Genomic DNA, 17,204 nt, shown 5'->3' with positions numbered 1-17,204 from the left:
GGGTAGTGGCTTGCCGGGCACCTGTCCGGTTTCCCTGCCGCCGCGAAGGGGCCGGGCACGAAGCCCCGGCCCCGGCGGTGACCGCGGTCAGTAGACCTTGTCGCCCTTCTCCACGCCGAAGGGGGAAGCCGGCAGCTGGACGCCGTTCACCGTCGTCCCGCCGTTGTGGATGGCGGGGAACATGGGCTCCATGCTCTGCGGGAACCCGAACGTGGGCTTCGTGAGCTCATCCAGCCGGCCCAGCTCCTCGGCCGTGAGCTTCACGTCGGCGGCCTTCAGGTTGTCCTCGAGCTGCGAGAGCCGCCGCGCGCCGATGATGGTCGAGCCCACTCCGGGCTTCGCCATGACCCAGGCCAGCGCCACGCGCGCCGGAGTGCTCTCATGCGCGCGAGCGATGGCCTCGAGCGCGTCGACGACGGTGTAGGTCTTCTCGTTCAGGTAGGGCTCGATGAAGGCGCCCCGGTCGCCCTTCAGCTGGCCCGCGTTCTTCCGGGTGTACTTGCCGCTGAGCGCGCCACTCTTGAGAGGAGACCAGGGGGTGATGCCCAGCCCGTGCTCCAGGGCCATGGGGACCAGCTCCTGCTCCACGCTGCGCTCGAGCAGCGAGTATTCAATCTGCAACCCGATGAAGGCCGACCAGCCCCGGAAGCGCGCGGTGACGTTGGCCTCGACGACCTTCCAGGCAGGCGTGTCGGAGACGCCGAGGTAGCGGACCTTGCCGGCCCGGACCAGGTCCTCGAGCGCGGCCATCGTCTCGTCGATGGGCGTGTGCTTGTCCCAATTGTGCAGCCAGTACAGGTCGATGTAGTCCGTCTGCAGGCGGCGGAGCGAGTTCTCGCACGCCGAGATGATGGACTTGCGGCCGGAGCCGCCCCCGTTCGGGTCTCCGGGGTAGAGGTTGCCGCTGAACTTCGTGGCGATGACCAGGCGGTCGCGCCGGGCCGCATGCCTGCCGACGTGGTCGCCGATGATCTTCTCGGAATGGCTCTTCGTGTAGAAGTTCGCGGTGTCGATGAAGTTGCCGCCCAGTTCGATGAACCGGTCGATGATCTTCTGGGACTCCTCCACGCTGGTGCCCCAGCCCAGGTCTTCACCGAACGTCATCGCACCAAGGCACAGCGGGCTCACGCGCAGGCCGGAGCGGCCGAGCGTGACGTAGTGGTCGAGAGGCATGGGGGCTCCTGGGGATGTGTTACCGTTTTTGGGAGGCCGGATTGGTTCAGCCTTGAGGTGATTTAATTTTGTACCAATTTCCGCGCAAGGGCCCATGTCGAAAATCGACGCGGCGAAGATCTGGTCGCTGAACTACAACCTGCTGATGTCGGTCATCTCCAGCGTCTCCCCGGACATCTCCGAGCTGGGGTTGGACACGAAGGAGCTGTTCGTGCTGGCGCAGGTGGAGGAGCACCCCTACCCGGCGGAGCTGGCGGCGACCCTGAGCATGCCGAAGCCGACGGTGACGGTGTACGTGAAGCGGCTGGAGGCGGCGGGCTTCCTGCGCCGGGAGATCGACGCCTCGGACCTGCGGCGGCACCGGCTGCAGGTGACTCCCGCCGGGCGCAAGGTGACGGCGCGGGGCATGGCCCTGCTGTCGGAGGCGTTCGGTTCGCGGCTGGGCCGCCTGAGCGCCTCGGAGCAGGCGGAGCTGCGGGGCCTGCTGGAGAAGTTGAGCTGACTGGGGCCCGGAAGCAGCAACCCGCCTGACCGCTTGCATCCCGTGGTTCCGCTGGTTGTATTCCCCCTCCAATGCCGAGGCGGGTTCGCGCCCGGCGGGGGTTGCCTACACATGCGGATGCGTCGCGCGGGTGAAGTGATTCTGGGTGCCGTCGTAGGGCTGTGGCTCGTGGCCTGTGGCGGCGAGGACAAGGTGATGGTCCAGGGGCACGTCACCAACGGGGCCGGTGAGCAGTCGCAGGCGCTCACCGACGGCGCGCCCGCGCTGGGGGGAGACGGGACGGCGGAGGCCACCACCATGGTGCGCATCAGCCGCGTGGTGGCGGCGGGCGACCTGACGACGCTGAAGGAGGCGGAGGTCGCGGCGGATGGCAGCTACACGCTGGAGCTGGACGACGCAGGGCAGCGGCTGATCATCGAGGCGGTGAACGCGTCCGGCGCCACTGTGGGCTCCGCGCTGCTGGACTCCACGAAACCGGCGTCCGGGCAGGCCGTGCGCACGGCGCCGCCCATCACCAGTGAGTCCTCGCTGGAGGCGGAGGTCTACGTCCAGATGGTGCGGGACGGGGAAAGGCCCGACGGCGTAGACACGGTGGACCTGCGCGCGCGGCTGAACGCGGAGCAGGCGACGGCGGTGCGCGGCCAGCGCCCGGAGACGGCTGCCGAGTCGGTGGAGGCCCTGGGCGCGGCGGTGAGCGCGGCGCAGGCGACCCGGCTCAAGGCGTATGCGCGGGCCGGCGTGGTGGTCACGCAGGGGCAGCTCTTCAATGCGTCGCTGAACGCGGCGGCGAAGCTGGACGCGACGCTGGACGCGGGGGGGGCGGCGGCGCCGGCGTATGACGCGTTCTTCGCGGAGGTGCGCGAGGCCACGTCCGAGGCGAGCGACGTGCAGGATCAGCAGGCGGAGCGCCAGGCCAGCGTGGCCTATCGCATCGCGGTGGAGGCGCGGTTGTCCTCCGGGGCGGGAATCGCGGTCGCGGACGCGTCCGTGCGGTCCGCCGCCGCGCTGGAGGCCCGGGCCGCCGAGGCCGCCGTGAAGGCCCTGCTCCAGGGCTCCAGCGCCCCCACCCCGGTGCTGACCCAGGCGGACACCACCACCCGGACGCTGCGCACGAACGTCTCCGGCGCCAGGTCGGCCAGTGATGCCGTGACCGCCTGGGAGGCCTTTGGCGCGCAGCTCGCCACCAGCGGCAGCGCGTCCGTGATGGGTGCCCAGCTGGGGGTGACGACCGGCGGCAACCAGCTCGCCTTGGACTCCGCGATAAACGTGGGCGCGCAGGCGGGTGCCACGCTCGAAGCCACGCTGGGCAGGGTGCTGGATCAATCCGGCAAGGCGTCCGCCACGATGCTCTCGGAGGCGGTGGTCAGCGCCTTCACCACCTACGACGCCGCGGTGCGCAGCGGCGCCGCCGCCACCCTGACGACCTTCGGGACCAAGGCCACCACCGGCGTGGAGCTGCTGATCATCGCCGAGGGTTCGTTCCGCCTGCGCTAGGCGTGATGCATGGAGGCCACGTCCGTTCGGAGGTGGCCTCGGTGTCATGTGGAGGGGGATTCCTGCCCGCACGGCTTCACGGGATCCGAATGAGTGTAGGAGCCTCACGGGAACCGGCTTGATCCAGGGGGCACCGCATGCGGCTCCATTGGTCGTTACCGCTCCTGCTCCTGATCTTCGCTGGATGCAGTGGCACTTCTCGAACGGTGCGGCTGGACACAGCTGACGGCGCGTCCGTCAGGATCCATCCACGTACTGAGGACACTCCGGCGAGGGTGGATGCGCAGGACTTCGTAAGGGCCGTGGCGAAGCTGGCTCGTTCCGTGGAGACTTCACGGCAGCCCCAGGAAGCGGCGCGACGACTGTGGCAGGTGGAACCCCGCAGTGGTTCCTACCTGTTTGACCCGCGAAGCCATCGCATCACACCGCTCGGTCCAGACGAACACACGGAGACACAAGCTCCTGACCCGGACGCGGACCTGACACGTGCGTACCTGCGCTGGTGCCAACGCACCGGCAGCGCTGGCGACTGCCTGCGCCTGCTGGTGGAAGGCCCTTGACTGCTCGCCGGGGCCCGTCGTGACGAGAGGGGCTGCGACGTGAGACCTCCGGGTCAAGAACCTGGAGGTGCACGTGGAGAAGGAGTTGGAGCAGTTCCGGCAGGAAGTAGTGTCACCGCAGGGCTGGCGCGTGGACATGACGCGCGCTCATCGACGTCATTGAGTCGCGCGAGGCCCGCGTCGTCTTCCTGTCACCGTACAGCCCGGACTTCAGCCCCATCGAGCCCGCCTGGAGCAAGCTCAAGGCGCTGCTACGCAAGTGGCGCCTGCGCACCCGGGATGGTTTGAGCCTGGGCATCCACGCCGCTCTCTCCGCGTCGCTCAATCCGGATGAACTACGCTGTCAGTCCATGCGAAAGCTCCTCCTCCTCTGCTTGCCGCTGTTCGCCTGTGTGACGACGAAGTCCGTCCCGGTCCCGGCTTCTGCCGACTCCAGCGCGTTGCATCAGGTGAAGCGGGTGAAGGTGGCCGAGGAGGTCGAACTCGAGCTGCTCGACTTCGGAGGCCAGGGACCCGCGCTCGTCTTCCTGTCGGGCCTGGGCAACACGGGCCACGTGTTCGACACCTTCGCGCCGGAGTTCACCGCGGCCCATCACGTCTATGCCGTCACCCGCCGGGGGTTTGGCTCGTCGAGCTGGCCCGAGCAGGGCTACGATACCGCCACCCTGGGCGAGGACGTCGTCCGGGTGCTGGAGGGGCTGGGAATCGCGAAGGCGTCATTCGTGGGCCACTCCGCCGCCGGGCCAGAGCTCACCTGGGTGGCAACCCATCACCCGGAGCGCGTGGAGAAGGTGGTCTACCTGGACGTGAGGACCAACGGGGACCTGCTGGCGGAGTTCCTTTCGGTCCTACCCATGCCTCCTCCGAGCGAGCCCGCTCCCGAGGACGTGGCCTCACGCGCCGCGCTCGCCGCCGCGGTCGCGCGTGATGTCGGAGGAGCGTTCCCCGCGCACGAGATCGACGAAGCGAACGAGTTCGATCCGAAGACCGGGCACTACCTGCGCGACCGCAAGTGGCCATACGCGGAGGAGCGGGTGATGAAAGGTTTCTCGCAGGTGGACTTCGCGGCCGTGACGGCGGCCGTGCTCTTCCTCTACGTGGATCAGCCTCGGTCCGGGCGGGCGGAGGACCTCCCAGGCTTCTCCCAAATGGACCTTCCCGTGCAGGAGAAGTTGAGGACCCTGAGCGCCAGGGCGCTCCAGCGGGACGCCGAAATGCAGAGCGTGATGAGCATGCCGAACTGGAAGGGCATCAAGCTCGAGCACGCGCGGCACTACGTCTGGCTCACCAACCATGATGAGGTGCTGCGCGAGATGAAGACCTTCCTCGAGACATTTTGAAAGGGCGGCGAAGGCGCGCTGGATGAGCGCATCTCCTGTTTCCACACTTCGAGCAAGCGAACACGTCCAGCGCTTTCCGTCCTGCGTAGCAGCCTGGCGAGAGTCCAATCGTGGTGTGCGCTCCTTCTTCAGCTCCTCCCTCGTCGCGGCAAAGGACGGGCTCTCTTCCTCCGGCTCCGGCCTCGCCCCTGCTTGGGGGAAACGCCCCGTCCAGATGGGGCTTTCGGCTCCCATCAAGATCCTGAGGCCACAATGAAAGACGTGCTCACGATCCAGGAGCCTTATGCGGCGATGTATGAATTCCTCAAGGAGCAGTACGGGCTGAGCCCTTCGGATGAGCTCGGCGGTCTGCTGGGCAGCATGTCCCTGCTCGCGGATGGCACTCCCGCGGACGCCGCCGTCTGGACGGACTGGATGCGCGCGGTGCAGAACGCACGGCAGGGCGCTGTCGACATGCGCTTGAACCTCACTCCGGAGTGAGTCCACTTCCGGAGCGGCTTTGGCCCTTCCGCTCCTCCCGCCGCAGCGCGCGGTCCAGCACGAAGGTGCCGAATGGCAGCAGGGACGCGCCGAACGCCGTGAGCGAACGGCGCGCGGGCCAGCCGTGCTCGGAGGCCGCTCGGAACAGCGAGGACACGAAGAGCAGGAACAGCAGCCCGTGGACGGCGCCGGTGATGCGCACCGCCAGGGGCTGCCCCAGCAGGTACTTCACCGGCATCGCGATGAAGAGCAGCCCCAGGAAGGACATCCCCTCCAGGAAGGCCGCCCACCGCAGCTGTCTCAGCGCACTCATGTGTCCACCCAGGGCCAGCGCGGCCGGAAGATCATCAACACCAGGACCCCGAAGAACGACACGGCCGCCAGCAGCGCGCCCGGCACCGTGCGCCGCTCTCGCGACGCCATGGACACCAGCGCCAGCTGTGACACCAGCGACAGCGCCAGCCCGCCCAGGATCCACGCCTCCGTCAACGCCAGGTTGAACTGGAGGGTCAGCAGGTAGCCCGCCGTCCACGTCACCACCAGCCCCGGTGACGCGATGGCGTGCACCGCGCGCTTGCGCTCACGGGAGCCCGTCGCGGCCAGCGCGCCCACCAGCCCGCCGCCGTAGAGCACCACGCCCACGAACTTCATCAGGAGCAGCAAGCGGTAGATCAACACCCGGCACCCTCACCGTGCATCCGTCATCCCCCGCCCGTATGACACGCGCCCTGCCCGCGCCGTGAGTGGCGGAAACGCCATCTTTCGACGACTTCCCGCCACGGACCTGCTCTGGCATCTTCCCGCCATGCACACCGTGGCCATCGTCGCGCTGGACGGAGTGGTGCCCTTCGACCTCTCCATTCCCACCGAGGTCTTCGGCCGCGTGCGGCTTCCAGATGGCGGCCCGGGCTACGCGGTCCGTGTCTGCGGGGTGACGCCGGAAGTCCACGCGGGCGCGTTCGTGCTGAAGACCCGCCATGGCCTGGGAGCGCTGGCGCGCGCGGACACCATCATCCTGCCCGGCATCACGGACGTCTCCGCGCCCGTTCCCCCCAGGCTCCTGACGGCCCTCCGCGCGGCGGCCCGTCGGGGCACCCGCATCGCGTCCATCTGCTCCGGCGCCTTCCTCCTCGCCGCGACCGGCCTGCTCGACGGACTCCGCGCGACCACCCACTGGCTGGCCTCGGAGGAGCTGGCCCGGCGCCATCCCTCCATCCACGTGGATCCGAACGTCCTTTACGTCGACAACGGCCAGCTCCTCACGTCCGCGGGCGCGGCGGCGGGGCTGGACCTGTGCCTGCACCTGGTGCGGCGTGACCACGGCTCCGCGGTGGCGGCGGACGCGGCGCGGCTGGCCGTGATGCCGCTGGAGCGCGACGGCGGCCAGTCCCAGTTCATCACCCACGTGCCGCCCACCCCGGAAGGCGCGTCACTGGAGCCGCTCCTGCGCTGGATGGAAGACCACCTGCACCGGCCGCTCACGCTCCAGGCCCTCGCCCGGAAGGCGGCGATGAGCGAGCGCACCCTGAGCCGCCGCTTCCGGGAACAGACCGGCACCACGCCCCTCCAGTGGCTCCTCCACGCCCGCGTGCGTCGCGCCCAGCACCTGCTGGAGACCACCCGCCAGCCCGTGGAGGCCGTCGCGGAGAAGGTGGGCTTCGGCTCGCCCACCACGTTCCGCGAACACTTCCAGCGCTTCGTCACCACCAGCCCCCTCGCCTACCGCCGCGCGTTCCAGAGCGGCACGAAGAGCCTCAGTGCTGGTGGCCGAAGCGCACCTCCACTTCCGGGTGCGCCGCGACGAACGCGCGCAGCTTCTTGAAGCTCTCCACACTCCGGGGCCCGTCGTCCGTGAAGGAGCCCGGCTCCACGTCGTGCTCCCAGCCCCAGCGCGTGTGGCTGGCATCGCCCAACAACAGCACCGGCCCCTTCGTGGAGCGCACGAGGTACGCGGTGCTGCCCGGCGTGTGTCCCGGCACCCAGAGCGCCCACACGGAGGCGTCTCCGAAGATGTCCACCGCGCCGTCGAAGAGGCCCTTCGCGTCAGCCGTGTAGTTCCACTCCGACAGCGCCGGCTTGCCCGCGAGCGCGCGGTCCGTGGGGCCCTGCACCAGCAGGTTCACGAAGGCGCGGCTGGCCGCCTCACCCGGGCCGGTGAAGACGGGCGTGCCCGCCGGTGCGTCCGCCATGCCGCTGATGTGATCCGGATGCAGGTGCGTGAGGAAGACACCGGAGAGCGGCTGGGGCTGCTTCGCCAACCACTCGCCCAGCGGCGCCAGCACCGTCATCTTCTCCATGTGCATCGCGCTCACCACGATGCCGCCCAGCGCCGCGCGGTCCGGCGCGTCCCGCAGCGCCGTCTCCACGCCGGTGTCCACGATATACATCCCTCGCGTCGGGTGGCGCAGGGCGTGGAAGAAGACCTGGATGGGCTCGTCGCCGTCCTCCAGGTGCGCCGCCTTCGCCGTGGGGTGATCCAGGTTGATGAGGCCACCGCGATCCACCGCCCAGTCGCACGACGTGACGGTCTCCAACTCCACCGGCCCCGGCACGTTCAACTCCGCGAGCAGCGCGTCCGCGGGCCGCGTCACGCCGAGCGCGGACTTCTGCACGGCGTGGGAGGACGTGGCGCAACCGGTGGCGAAACCCGCGACGGACAGGCAGAGCGCGAACAGGGTGGACTTCATGGCGGGACTCCTTCTTCCGCGCCCGGGGCTTCGGGCGTTCGGAACGAGGAGGAAGATGCGGGATGCATCCGTGGATGGAAATCCGCCAAAACGGCATGATGCCATCCATTCATGGATATCTCCTGGGACGACGCGCGGCTGTTCCTCGCCATCGCGGAGACGGGCAGCTTCAGCGGGGCCGCGCGGCGGCTGCGCATCGGACAGCCCACGGTGAGCCGCAGGCTGGCCGCGCTGGAGTACGCGGTGGGCGCGGCGTTGTTCCGCCGGGGCGTGGAGGGCGCGGCGCTCACGGCGGCCGGTGAACGGCTCGTCGTGCCCGCGAAGAAGATGGCGGAGTGGGCAGGAGAGCTGCACCGCGCGGCGGAGTCCGCGGACAGCTCACCCCGGGGCATCGTGCGCGTGACAGCCACGCCCTTCATGAGCTTCGACTTCGTGGCGCCCTTCGCCGCCTTCGTCTCCCAGAAGCACCCCGGCCTGCGCCTGGAGGTGCAGTCGCAGATTCAATACCTGGATCTGGGGCGCGGCGAGGCGGACCTCGCGCTGCGCGGGCGGCTTCCCACGAGCGCGGACCTCAAGCTCGTGGACACGCTGGAGGTCCCCAACGCCGTCCTCGTATCCAAGGCCTTGAAGGCCCGGCTGCCGAAGAAGGTGACGCTCCAGCAGCTGCCCTGGGTGGCCTGGGGGCCTCCCTTCGAAACCGTCCCGCCCAACCCCCAGCTGGAATCAATGATCCCCGGCTTCGCCCCGTCATTCACGGCGGACAACTACCTGGTGATGCTCGCGGCGGCGGAGGCCGGCCTGGGGGCCATGGTGATGCCGCGCATGCCGCACCGCTTCCCCCGCCCGACGCAGTTGGTGCCCCTGGACCTGGACCTGGGGCCCTTCTCCCGGAGCGCGACGCACCTGGTCTGCGCGAAGTCCGCGCTGGACATTCCCCGCGTCCGGCGCGTGTCGGAGCTGTTGTTGGAGGAGTTCCAACGAATCCGCCTGGGTCTATGAAAACCCCCAACGGGCGGAAGCCCGCGTATTGTCCCCGCCATGCAATCCGTCCGACCCGCCGCCGCATCCTACGTCCTCATCGACGCCGAGAACGTCGACTGGGCCGTCTCCAACATCGTCGGGCGCAAGCCCGAGCCGCAGGACCGCGTGCAGTTCGACCGGCTCGTCGCCTTCTGCGACACCTACTTCCCCAAGCCGGTGCGCTGCGTGGTGGTGCTCAACGCGCGCGGGGAGCAGCTGCCGGACGCGATGATTGGCTTCGTGCGCGCGCTGAAGTCCGCGGGCTGTGAGGTCGCGCTGCTGCACGGCCGGCCGGATCAGAAGGTCGTGGACCTGGGCATCCTCAAGCTGCTGGAGAACATCCGCACCCAGCGCCCGGGGGCGGCGGTGGGCCTGGCCAGCCACGACGGCGGGGACTTCGCGGAGGCGCTCAAGCCGCTGCTGGAGGAGAAGCGCCAGGTCGCCGTGCTGGGACTGCGCGAGTACGTGAGCCAGCGCTTCCGCGAGCTCACGCCGCTGGGCCTGAAGGTCGTCGACCTGGAGCTCAACGCCCGCGTCTTCCAGCGTCCCCTGCCCCGGCTCCTGCCGGTCAACGTGGACGAGTTCGATCCTACGCTGTTCGTCTAGTCGCGGTTCCTCCTCGGGAGTCCGTCCATGTCATCCCAGTCCGTCCCCCGGCGCGGCGCCGCGTCCGCTTCGCTGCACGCCTTGTTGGAAGCGGAGTGGCAGTACTCGCTCCAGCAGTACCCCACCTATGCATCGCTGCTGGGGGACCGGCGCTGGAATGACACCTGGGACGACCTGAGCCTCGCCGCGCTGGAGGCGGATCACCGGCACAGCCATGACGTGCTGCGCCGGCTCCAGGACGTGGACCGCGCTGGGCTGGACAGCGACGCGGACCGGCTGCACCTGGACCTCTTCCGCCGGATGCACGAAACGTGGATCGAGGAGTACGGGGTGAAGTGGCACCTCCTGCCCCTCAACCAGATGGGCGGCCTGCCGGAGGGACTCAAGCAGCCGCCGGGGCTCCAGACGGCGTACCAGCTCGCGGACACCCTGCGCTTCGAGACGGTGCGGGACTACGAGGACTGGGTGAAGCGGCTGGAGCGCTTCGGCACCTACGCGGATCAGGTGGTGGCGCTGATGCGCGAGGGCATGCGCCAGCACCGCATCCACCCGCGCATCGTGCTCCAGCGCATCCCGCCGCAGCTGGAGCGGCAGGTGGTGGCGGACCCGGCGAAGAGCGGCTTCTTCAGCCCGTTCACCCGCATGCCGAAGGACTTCGCGCCGGAGGACGCGCGGAGGCTTGAGCAGGCGGGCCGTGACGCCATCGCGAAGACGGTGGTGCCCGCGCTGAAGCGCGCCCTGGACTTCGTCACCACGGAGTACCTGCCCGCCGCTCCGGAGACCGTGGGCGTGTGGCAGTTCCCGGACGGCGAGGCGATGTACACGGTGCTCGCGCGCCGGCACACGACGACGCGGATGACGCCGGAGGAGATCCACCAGGTGGGCCTGGCGGAGGTCCAGCGGCTGCGCGCGGAGATGGACGCGGTGATGGCGCGCACGGGCTACACCGGCACGCTGCAGGGCTTCTTCGAAACGCTGCGCACGGAGACGCGCTTCTACGAGCCCACGGGCGAAGCGCTGCTCGCGCGCTACCGGACGCTGGCCCGGCGCATTGATCCGCTGCTGCCGCGCCTGTTCCGGACGATGCCGAAGACCCCCTACGTCGTCGAACCCATCCCGGAGGCCATGGCCCCGGACGTGACGACGGGCTTCTACTTCCCGGCCTCCGCGGACGGTTCGCGCCCGGGCACCTTCCAGGTGAACCTCTACCGGCCGGAGACGCGGCCCGTCTGGGAGATGGTGCCCCTGACGCTGCACGAGGCCGTGCCCGGCCACCACTTCCAGGTGTGCCTGGCCAACGAGCAGACGGACGTGCCGGACTTCCGCCGCTTCACGTCCTACGTGGCCTTCGATGAAGGCTGGGCGCTCTACAGCGAATCGCTGGGTGACGAGCTGGGCCTGTACGACGACCCGCACGACAAGTTCGGCCAGCTGGCCTACGAGATGTGGCGCGCGGTGCGGCTGGTGGTGGACACCGGCCTGCACGCGAAGCGCTGGACCCGGAAGCAGGCGTTGGACTTCTTCATGGAGAACGCGCCGCGCCAGGAGATGGACGTCACCAACGAGGTGGACCGCTACATCGCGTGGCCGGGCCAGGCGCTGGCGTACAAGGTCGGCCAGCTGCGCATGCGCGCCCTGCGTGACCGGGCGGAGGCGAAGTTGGGGACGCGCTTCGACGTGAAGGCCTTCCACGACGAGGTGCTGCTGACGGGCTCACTGCCGCTGGACGTGCTGGAGGCGAAGGTGGACGCGTGGGTGGCCCGGGAGTCCGCGTGAAGCATCCGCTTGTCGCCGGGCTCCTGCTGGGCGGCGTGGCCCTGCTGGCGATGGCGGCCTGGGTGACGGTGCGCAGCGCGCGCTACATCTCCCAGGAGGTGCATCCACCCCGGCAGCCCGTGGGGAGTCCGCCTGGCGAAGCGGAGCTCGCCGGACTGCGCGACGTGGCGTTCCAGGACAGCGACGGCCTCCCGCTCAAGGGCTGGTTTCTGCCGCCGCGCGACGGGGCGCTCGTTGTCCTGGTCCATGGCCTGTCTGGCAACCGCACCCAGCTCCTTCCCGAGGCCCGGTTCCTGGCGAAGGCCGGCTACGGGCTCCTGCTCTTCGATCTGGGTGCGCACGGCGAGAGCGGCGGAACGGTGTCCACCTACGGCGACCGCGAGGCGACGCAGGTGAGGGCGGCGGTGGACTTCGCCGCGCGCCAGCCGGAGGTGGACGCGAAGCGCATCGGCGCGCTCGGGTTCTCCCTGGGGGGCTACTCGGTGCTGAAGGCCGCGGCGGAGGATGCACGCCTCAAGGCCGTGGTGGTGGAGGCCGCGGCGGTGGCGCCCGCGCAGGCGCTCCAGGAGGAGCTGGGACACTGGGGACCCCTGGGCCTGTGGCCGGCGCTGGGGGTGATGAAGCGCGCGGGCGTGGACGTGAACGCCGTGCAGCCCGCGCGGGACATGGCCGCGCTGGCGGGCCGCCCCGTCCTGCTGGTGGCCGGCGCCGAGGACCCCTGGGTACCGGACGCCGCGCTGGAGGACCTGCTGCGCCAGGGCCAGGGCCCCTGGGAGAAGTGGCGCGTGCCCGGGGTGGGGCACGAGAATTACCTCCAGGCCTCTCCGGAAGAATATCCACGCAAGGTGCTGGCGTTCTTTTCGCGCTTTCTCTGAATGCGACGGCTGGGGGGCGGCCAAGGAGCCGTCCGGATGTAAGGAATCTGCCCAGGCGCGATCATTCCTTTCCAGGCGTGGCATGCTCCCGGGCCGGGTTGGCCCGTCTTTCTCATCCGCTTCAATTTCAAACGTTCGAAACCAGAAGGTCGGATGGCCCTGGGGGAGATGTTCGTGGACGCAGCGCTCATGCAGACAGTGGTGGCGCGTTTCACTGCGCAGGCGGCCCGGACGCCTGAGGCCGAAGCGGTCCGGTTCGAAGGCGCGGGGCTGACGTACGCGGCGCTGGACCGCCGCTCCAACCAGCTGGCGCACCACCTCCGGGGCCTGGGCGTCACCACGGACGTGCTCGTCGGCGTGTGCCTGGAGCGCTCGGTGGAGATGGTGGTGGCGGTGCTGGCCGTGCTCAAGGCCGGCGGCGCGTATCTGCCATTGGACCCGGCCTATCCCGCGCCGCGTCTGGCTTTCATGCTGGAGGACGCGAAGGCGCCGGTGCTGCTCACCCAGGCGAAGCTGCGCGCGGGACTGCCCTCCTTCGCGGGCCCGGTGCTGTGCCTGGATGAGTCCCCTGCCCTCTTCGCCTCCGGCGCCCCGGCCTCGCCGGTGGACGCGTCGAGCCTGGAGGGGCTGGCGTACGCCATCTACACGTCGGGCTCCACGGGGACGCCCAAGGGCGTGGCCATGGGGCACCGGCCGCTCGCCAACCTCATCGCGTGGCAGCTGGGCCAGTCCATCGCCGGGCCGGGCACGCGCACGCTGCAGTTCTCCCCGCTGTCCTTCGACGTGTCGTTCCAGGAGCTGTTCGGCACGTGGTGCTCCGGCGGAACGCTGGTGCTGGTGCGGGACGCGCTGCGGCTGGACGCCGTGCTGCTGTTGCAGCTGCTGGCGGAGGAGCGCGTGGAGCGGCTGTTCCTGCCCTTCATCGCGCTGCAGAACGTGGCGGAGATCGCCACCTCGCATCAGAAGATTCCTCCGTCCCTGCGCGAGGTCGTCACCGCGGGCGAGCAGCTCCAGGTGACGCACCACCTGCGCGCGTTCTTCGCGGCGCTGCCGGGCTGCGCGCTGCACAACCACTACGGCCCGTCGGAGACGCACGTCGTCTCCAGCTACGTGCTCCGCGGCTCCCCGGACGCGTGGCCCGCGCTGCCGCCCATCGGCAAGGCGCTGGACGGCTGCGAGCTGCTGGTGCTGGACGAGCAGAAGAAGCCCGTGCCCCACGGCGAGTCCGGCGAGCTGTTCCTCGCGGGCGTGTGCCTGGCGAAGGGCTACCTGCACCGCGAGGCGCTGACGGCGGAGCGCTTCGTGCCGCACCCGCTCAAGCCCGGCACCGGCGAGCGCGCGTACAAGACGGGCGACCTGGCGCGCGTGCTGCCGGACGGGAACGTGGAGTTCCTGGGCCGCATCGACGGCCAGGTGAAGGTGCGCGGCTACCGCATCGAGCTGGGCGAGATTGAAGTCGCGCTCGGCAGCCACCCGGCGGTGAAGCAGGTGGCGGTGGTGGCGCGCGAGGACGTGCCCGGCGACAAGCGGCTGGTCGCCTACGTCGTCCCGGACGGCACGCTGGAGCACGCGGCCGGAGCGCTCCGGCGCCACCTGTCCACGCGGGTGCCGGACTACATGGTGCCCTCCGCGTTCGTCCTGCTGGAGTCCCTGCCGCGCACGCCCAGCGGGAAGATTGATCGCCGCGCCCTGCCCGCCCCGCTGCCCACGCGGCCGGAGCTTCAGCAGGCGTTCGTCGCGCCGCGCTCGCCGCTGGAGCGCACGCTCGCGGAGGCGTGGGCGCAGCTGCTGCGCATCGACCGGGTGGGCGTGCACGACAGCTTCTTCGAGCTGGGCGGCAACTCGCTGCTCGCGCTCCAGAGCGTGGCGCGGCTGCGGCAGGCGCACGGGCTGGAGATCCCCATCGTCCAGCTGTTCCAGTCCCCCACGGTGGCGCAGCTGGCGGCGGTGCTCACCGGGGATGCGTCCCGCCCGTCGCTCAAGCAGCTGGCGGAGGCGCGGCAGGCGAAGCGGAAGCAGGCGTCGGGCGGCGCGGAGCCCGTGGCCATCATCGGCATGGCGGGCCGCTTCCCGGGCGCTCCCGACGTGGAGACGTTCTGGAAGAACCTGGTGGGCGGCGTGGAGTCCGTCGCCACCTTCCCGCGCGAGGAGGTGGATCCGTCCGTGCCCGCCGCCGAGCGCGACGCCCCCGAGTACGTGCGGGCGCGCGGCATCCTGGACGGCGTGGAGCTGTTCGACGCCGCCTTCTTCGGCATCATGCCGAAAGAGGCGCAGGTGATGGATCCGCAGCAGCGCCTGTTCCTGGAGACGGCCTGGGAGGCGCTGGAGTCCGCCGGCTGCGTGCCGGAGACGTACCCCGGCCTCATCGGCGTCTTCGCGGGCACGCACAACAACAGCTACCAGCCGCTGCACGTGCTGCCCCGCCAGGACATCGTGGGCCGCGTAGGCGCCTTCCAGGCCATGGTGGCCAACGAGAAGGACTACGTGGCGACGCGCGTCGCGCACAAGCTGGACCTTCGCGGGCCCGCACTGTCGCTCAACACCGCGTGCTCCACGTCGCTGGTCGCGGTGGCGCAGGCGTTCTGGGCGCTCCAGACGCACCAGTGCGACGTGGCCCTGGCGGGCGGCGCGTCCGTGACGGTGCCGCAGAAGTCCGGCCACCTGTACCAGGAGGGCGGCATGCTCTCCCAGGACGGGCACTGCCGGCCCTTCGACGCGAACGCCACCGGCACCCTCTTCAGCGACGGCCTGGGCGCGGTGGTGCTCAAGCGCCTGTCGGACGCGCAGGCGGATGGCGACGTCATCCACGCGGTGCTGCGCGGCGTGGGCATCAACAACGACGGCGCGGCGAAGGTGAGCTTCGCGGCGCCGGGCGTGGAGGGCCAGGCTACCGCCATCGCGACGGCGCACGCGAACGCCGGCATCGACCCGCGCACCATCCGATACGTGGAGGCGCACGGCACGGCGACGCCGCTGGGCGACCCCATTGAAGTCGAGGCGCTGTCCCAGGCGTTCCGCGCGCACACCGCGGACACGGGCTTCTGCGCCATCGGTTCGGTGAAGAGCAACTTCGGCCACCTCACCGCCGCGGCGGGCGTGGCGGGGCTCTTGAAGACGGTGCTCGCGCTGAAGCACCGCGAGCTGCCGCCGACGCTGCACTTCCAGACGCCCAACCCGAAGATCGACTTCCCGCGCAGCCCCTTCTTCGTCCAGGCGAAGCGCTCCGCGTGGCCGGAGGGCACGGGCCCCCTGCGCGCGGGCGTGAGCTCCTTCGGCGTGGGCGGCACCAACGCGCACGTCGTGGTGGAGGAGGCCCCCGAGCGTCCCGCCTCCGGCCCGTCGAAGCCGCGCCAGCTGCTGACGCTGTCCGCGAAGACGCCCGCGGCGCTGACGCAGGCGGCGGTGCGGCTGGCCGCGCACCTCCAGGCGCATCCCGAGGAGGCGCTCGCGGACGTGGCGCACACGCTGGCCACGGGCCGCAAGGCGTTCCCGTTCCGGCGAGCCGTGGTGGCCGGCACGCATGAAGAGGCCGTGCGGGCGCTGACGGCGGCCGAGCCGGAGGCCTCCGGGCTGGAGTCCACGCCGCCCGTCGCGTTCCTCTTCCCGGGTCAGGGCTCGCAGCATCCGGACATGGCGCACGGGCTGTACCGCCACGCGCCGGCCTTCCGCGCCACGGTGGATGCGTGCGCGGAGGTGCTCAAGCCGCTGCTCGGGCGCGACCTGCGCGAGGTGCTCTTCCCGAAGGCCCCCGAGTCCCCCGAGGCCGCGGAGACGCTGCGCCAGACGTCGTTCGCGCAGGCGGCCCTCTTCACCGTGGAGTACGCGCTCGCGCAGCTGTGGTGGAGCTGGGGCGTGCGGCCGGGCGCGCTCGTGGGCCACAGCGTGGGCGAGTTCGTCGCCGCGTGCCTCGCGGGCGTCTTCACACTGGAGGACGCGCTGCACCTGGTGGCGAAGCGCGGTCAGCTCATGCAGGCGCAGGCGCCGGGCAGCATGCTGTCGGTGCGCCTGTCCGCCGAAGCGGTGGCGCCCCGGCTGACGGACGGGCTGTCCATCGCGTCGGACAACGGGCCGCGCCTGTGCGTGGTGTCCGGACCCACGGAGGCCGTGCAGCGGCTCCAGGCCGCGCTGGAGGCGGAGGGCACCGCGTGCCGGATGCTCCAGACGTCGCACGCGTTCCACTCGCCGATGATGGACGCCGCGGTGGCGCCCTTCCTGGAGACGGTGAAGGGCATGCGCCTGTCCGAGCCGCGCATCCCCATCGTCTCCACGGCGACGGGAACGTGGCTGAAGGCCTCCGAGGCGACGTCGCCGGAGTATTGGGCGCGGCACCTGCGCGACACGGTGCGCTTCTCGCCCGCGCTGCGCACGCTCTGGGACCGGGGCGACCACCTGCTGTTGGAGGTGGGCCCGCGCGTGACGCTCGCCACGCTGGCGCGGCAGCAGGCCACGGCCGACCAGCGCTCGCGGGTGTTCACCTCCCTGGGCGAGTCCAGCGGTGACGCCGCGGACTGGAGCGCCCTCCTGAATGCAGCAGGCCAGCTCTGGCGCCGGGGTGTAGCCCTGGACTGGCGGGCCTTCCACGCCGACGAGCAGCGTCAGCGCGTCACCCTTCCCACGTATCCCTTCCAGCGGCAGCGCCACTGGATCGACCTCGAGCGGGCGTCCGTGCCCGCCCCCACCCTCTCCACCGG

14 protein-coding genes are annotated in these 17,204 nt (G+C 70.5%); 10 read left to right on the top strand and 4 right to left on the bottom strand.

Translation table 11 applies throughout. The features are described 5' to 3' along the window. Positions 1-87: 87 nt before the first annotated feature. Positions 88-1,173 (bottom strand): aldo/keto reductase, encoded by a 1,086-nt coding sequence (locus tag D7W81_RS15770; protein ID WP_120556198.1) that lies wholly within the window; start codon positions 1,171-1,173, stop codon positions 88-90. A gap of 94 nt (positions 1,174-1,267) precedes the next feature. On the opposite strand from D7W81_RS15770, the gene D7W81_RS15765 reads away from it, so the two are divergent. The 4 genes from D7W81_RS15765 to D7W81_RS15745 all read left to right on the top strand — a co-directional run bounded on the left by D7W81_RS15765 (position 1,268) and on the right by D7W81_RS15745 (position 5,549). Beyond that, positions 1,268-1,675, top strand: a complete 408-nt coding sequence (locus D7W81_RS15765; RefSeq protein WP_208721321.1) for a MarR family winged helix-turn-helix transcriptional regulator — start codon at positions 1,268-1,270, stop codon at positions 1,673-1,675. 111 nt (positions 1,676-1,786) lie between these two features. Further along, complete coding sequence (locus D7W81_RS44120) at positions 1,787-3,169, top strand: hypothetical protein (RefSeq protein WP_147445502.1); 1,383 nt, start codon at positions 1,787-1,789, stop codon at positions 3,167-3,169. Between the two features lie 910 nt (positions 3,170-4,079). Further along, positions 4,080-5,069 carry an alpha/beta fold hydrolase gene (locus D7W81_RS15750; RefSeq protein WP_244227232.1) on the top strand — a complete coding sequence of 330 codons (990 nt, stop codon included), beginning with the start codon at positions 4,080-4,082 and terminating at the stop codon, positions 5,067-5,069. Between the two features lie 252 nt (positions 5,070-5,321). Next, positions 5,322-5,549 carry a hypothetical protein gene (locus D7W81_RS15745; protein WP_120556195.1) on the top strand — a complete coding sequence of 76 codons (228 nt, stop codon included), beginning with the start codon at positions 5,322-5,324 and terminating at the stop codon, positions 5,547-5,549. Here the strand turns inward: D7W81_RS15745 and D7W81_RS15740 are convergent. Both D7W81_RS15740 and D7W81_RS15735 read right to left on the bottom strand, forming a co-directional pair. Beyond that, complete coding sequence (locus D7W81_RS15740) at positions 5,536-5,862, bottom strand: DUF3817 domain-containing protein (protein WP_120556194.1); 327 nt, start codon at positions 5,860-5,862, stop codon at positions 5,536-5,538. The two genes, D7W81_RS15745 and D7W81_RS15740, sit on opposite strands and share 14 nt — an antisense overlap. Next, positions 5,859-6,227 (bottom strand): hypothetical protein, encoded by a 369-nt coding sequence (locus tag D7W81_RS15735; protein WP_120556193.1) that lies wholly within the window; start codon positions 6,225-6,227, stop codon positions 5,859-5,861. The genes D7W81_RS15740 and D7W81_RS15735 overlap by 4 nt, the downstream gene beginning before the upstream one ends. A gap of 127 nt (positions 6,228-6,354) precedes the next feature. Here D7W81_RS15735 and D7W81_RS15730 point away from each other — a divergent pair, with 127 nt between their 5' ends. Beyond that, positions 6,355-7,371, top strand: coding sequence for a GlxA family transcriptional regulator (locus D7W81_RS15730; RefSeq protein WP_120556192.1), 1,017 nt, complete (start codon positions 6,355-6,357; stop codon positions 7,369-7,371). Here D7W81_RS15730 and D7W81_RS15725 read toward each other — a convergent pair. Next, positions 7,304-8,236: an MBL fold metallo-hydrolase gene (locus D7W81_RS15725; RefSeq protein WP_120556191.1), complete on the bottom strand. Its 933-nt coding sequence runs from the start codon at positions 8,234-8,236 to the stop codon at positions 7,304-7,306. The genes D7W81_RS15730 and D7W81_RS15725 overlap by 68 nt on opposite strands. A 111-nt stretch (positions 8,237-8,347) precedes the next feature. Between D7W81_RS15725 and D7W81_RS15720 the strand changes: the two genes are divergently transcribed. From D7W81_RS15720 to D7W81_RS15700, 5 genes are all read left to right on the top strand, one after another. After that, positions 8,348-9,235 carry a LysR family transcriptional regulator gene (locus D7W81_RS15720; protein ID WP_120556190.1) on the top strand — a complete coding sequence of 296 codons (888 nt, stop codon included), beginning with the start codon at positions 8,348-8,350 and terminating at the stop codon, positions 9,233-9,235. 39 nt (positions 9,236-9,274) lie between these two features. Next, entirely contained in the window at positions 9,275-9,862 is a 588-nt protein-coding gene (locus D7W81_RS15715) for an NYN domain-containing protein (protein WP_120556189.1), read from the top strand. A 27-nt stretch (positions 9,863-9,889) separates the two neighbouring features. Then, a complete protein-coding gene (locus D7W81_RS15710; protein ID WP_120556188.1) occupies positions 9,890-11,638 on the top strand; it encodes a DUF885 domain-containing protein in 1,749 nt (582 codons plus the stop codon). Continuing rightward, positions 11,635-12,513 carry an alpha/beta hydrolase gene (locus tag D7W81_RS15705; RefSeq protein WP_147445501.1) on the top strand — a complete coding sequence of 293 codons (879 nt, stop codon included), beginning with the start codon at positions 11,635-11,637 and terminating at the stop codon, positions 12,511-12,513. The genes D7W81_RS15710 and D7W81_RS15705 overlap by 4 nt, the downstream gene beginning before the upstream one ends. Positions 12,514-12,666: 153 nt before the next feature. Further along, positions 12,667-17,204 (top strand): hybrid non-ribosomal peptide synthetase/type I polyketide synthase (locus D7W81_RS15700; RefSeq protein ID WP_120556186.1); only part of this gene is annotated, 4,538 nt, incomplete at its 3' end.

It is taken from the genome of Corallococcus aberystwythensis (assembly GCF_003612165.1).
Lineage (GTDB): Bacteria > Myxococcota > Myxococcia > Myxococcales > Myxococcaceae > Corallococcus > Corallococcus aberystwythensis.
This window is presented reverse-complemented; position numbering and strand designations above follow the sequence as displayed.

Coding starts and splice junctions, on each gene's coding strand:
- D7W81_RS15715 (WP_120556189.1), top strand. CDS start 9,275: ATGCAATCCGTCCGACCCGCCGCCGCATCCTACGTCCTCATCGACGCC.
- D7W81_RS15740 (WP_120556194.1), bottom strand. CDS start 5,862: ATGAGTGCGCTGAGACAGCTGCGGTGGGCGGCCTTCCTGGAGGGGATG.
- D7W81_RS15725 (WP_120556191.1), bottom strand. CDS start 8,236: ATGAAGTCCACCCTGTTCGCGCTCTGCCTGTCCGTCGCGGGTTTCGCC.
- D7W81_RS15770 (WP_120556198.1), bottom strand. CDS start 1,173: ATGCCTCTCGACCACTACGTCACGCTCGGCCGCTCCGGCCTGCGCGTG.
- D7W81_RS15750 (WP_244227232.1), top strand. CDS start 4,080: ATGCGAAAGCTCCTCCTCCTCTGCTTGCCGCTGTTCGCCTGTGTGACG.
- D7W81_RS44120 (WP_147445502.1), top strand. CDS start 1,787: ATGCGGATGCGTCGCGCGGGTGAAGTGATTCTGGGTGCCGTCGTAGGG.
- D7W81_RS15745 (WP_120556195.1), top strand. CDS start 5,322: ATGAAAGACGTGCTCACGATCCAGGAGCCTTATGCGGCGATGTATGAA.
- D7W81_RS15710 (WP_120556188.1), top strand. CDS start 9,890: ATGTCATCCCAGTCCGTCCCCCGGCGCGGCGCCGCGTCCGCTTCGCTG.
- D7W81_RS15720 (WP_120556190.1), top strand. CDS start 8,348: ATGGATATCTCCTGGGACGACGCGCGGCTGTTCCTCGCCATCGCGGAG.
- D7W81_RS15765 (WP_208721321.1), top strand. CDS start 1,268: ATGTCGAAAATCGACGCGGCGAAGATCTGGTCGCTGAACTACAACCTG.
- D7W81_RS15730 (WP_120556192.1), top strand. CDS start 6,355: ATGCACACCGTGGCCATCGTCGCGCTGGACGGAGTGGTGCCCTTCGAC.